1 protein-coding gene and 2 pseudogenes are annotated in these 1,896 nt (G+C 65.0%); 2 read left to right on the forward strand and 1 reads right to left on the reverse strand.

Features of this window, described 5'->3' with window-relative positions; genetic code table 11:
* Nucleotides 1-885 (forward strand): annotated as a pseudogene (locus RY1_RS29170) (amino acid permease); the annotation flags it as partial.
* Nucleotides 876-1,607, forward strand: a pseudogene (locus RY1_RS29175) (asparaginase domain-containing protein); the annotation flags it as partial. The pseudogenes RY1_RS29170 and RY1_RS29175, both read left to right, overlap by 10 nt.
* Before the next feature lie 12 nt (nucleotides 1,608-1,619).
* Here RY1_RS29175 and RY1_RS29180 read toward each other — a convergent pair.
* Nucleotides 1,620-1,896, reverse strand: a 277-nt coding sequence (locus RY1_RS29180; protein WP_139280017.1) for an MOSC domain-containing protein, incomplete at its 5' end; no start/stop codon positions are given.

Raw genomic sequence — 1,896 nt, forward strand, 5'->3', positions numbered from 1 at the left:
CTGGGTGAGCTGGTGATGCACCGGCCGTCGTCGGGCAGCTTCGTGTCGTACTCACGTGAATTCTTCGGTGAGAAGATGGCATTCGCGGCCGGGTGGCTGTACTGGATGAACTGGGCGATGACGGCAGTGGTCGACGTGACCGCCGTCGCGCTGTACATGAACTTCTTCAAGAAGTACTGGGCGCCGCTCGGACATGTGGATCAGTGGGTCTTCGCGCTCGTCGGCCTGGTGGTCGTGTTGGGTCTGAACCTGGTGTCGGTCAAGGTGTTCGGCGAGTTGGAGTTCTGGTTCGCGCTGATCAAGGTGATCGCACTCGTGACGTTCCTGGCGGTCGGTGTCTACTACGTCCTGTTCGGCACACCGATCGACGGGCAATCGCCTGGCCTGAGCGTCATCACCGACAACGGAGGATTGATACCCAACGGGTTGTTGCCGGCGATCGTCGTCGTTCAAGGTGTCGTGTTCGCGTACGCGTCGATCGAACTGGTCGGTACCGCTGCGGGCGAGACGGCCGAACCCGAGAAAGTCATCCCGAAGGCGATCAACACCGTCATCGTGCGGATCCTGGTGTTCTACGTGGGATCGGTGCTGTTGCTGTCACTTCTGTTGCCGTACACCGCATATCACGCGGGGGAGAGCCCCTTCGTCACGTTCTTCGGAGCGATCGACGTCCAGGGCGCCGACGCGATCATGAACCTCGTGGTGCTCACCGCGGCTCTGTCGTCGCTCAACGCCGGCCTGTATTCGACCGGGCGCATTCTGCATTCGATGGCGGTCGCAGGGTCGGCCCCGAAGTTCGCCGCGCGCATGAACAAGGCAGGCGTGCCCTACGGCGGGATCGCATTGACGGCCCTCGTCGCACTCGCGGGAGTCGGGTTGAACGCCGCAGCTCGACTTTCGACTTCGCGGACATGGACCGAATCGTCGACGCCGTGTTCGACGCACTCGACGATTCGGCGTGTGACGGCGTCGTCGTTCTGCACGGCACCGACACCATGGAGGAGACGGTGCTCCTGCTCGACCTGTTTCACGACGATCCTCGCCCAGTGGTGTTCACCGGTGCTCAGCGGACTGCCGATCACGCCGAGCCCGACGGCCCGAACAATGTAGCAGCCGCCGTCGCCGCGGTGCGGGATCCGAACAACAGGGGCCGCGGAGTACTCGTGGCCTTCGGCGGACGAACGCTGCGGGCGCGCGGACTTGGCAAATCTCACACTACGGAACTCGACGCATTCATCAGCTCCGGTGAACCCCGCGAGATTGTGCCGCGCCGCAGGATCGGCGGTGTACGCGTGGATGTCGTGGCGCTCTATCCGGGAGCCGACGCGGTGGGTATCGAGGCATACGTTGCGGCGGGTGCACAGGGAATCGTCCTGGAGGCAACGGGTTCCGGGAACACCAACGCCGCGGTGGTCGCCGCGGTCAAAGCGTGCGGAGTTCCGGTCGTCGTCACGACGCGTGTGCCGGCCGGTGCCATCGAGGCCACCTATGGGGGCGGGGGCGGCGGGGCGGATCTCGTCGACGCCGGTGCAGTGTTCTCACCCTTGCTCCGTGCAGGTCAAGCGCGAGTGCTGTTGGCGGTACAGCTCGCGGGACCCGGTGCATAGCAGAATTCACGCCTACAGCTCCGAATCGCCCCAGCTGCGGACGTGCAGCTCGTCACCGACCGTTACCGCGCCCTCCTGGAGCACCGACAGCTTCACCCCGAAGGCGACGCCCTTCTGCCGCGCGCGCCGGTACGTCCCGAGGGTGCGGAGAGGTTCGGGACCGTCGCGTTCGCCGCGGCGCTGGTCGACGGTGGTGACGGCGCAGCGGATCGCGAGCTTGGTGTAGGTCAGGACGGAGTCGCCGACGTCGAACTCTCGTATCGTGTCCTCCGTGTGGGGATCGTCCCAT

It is taken from the genome of Rhodococcus yunnanensis NBRC 103083 (genome assembly GCF_001895005.1).
Classification (GTDB): Bacteria; Actinomycetota; Actinomycetes; order Mycobacteriales; family Mycobacteriaceae; genus Rhodococcoides; species Rhodococcoides yunnanense.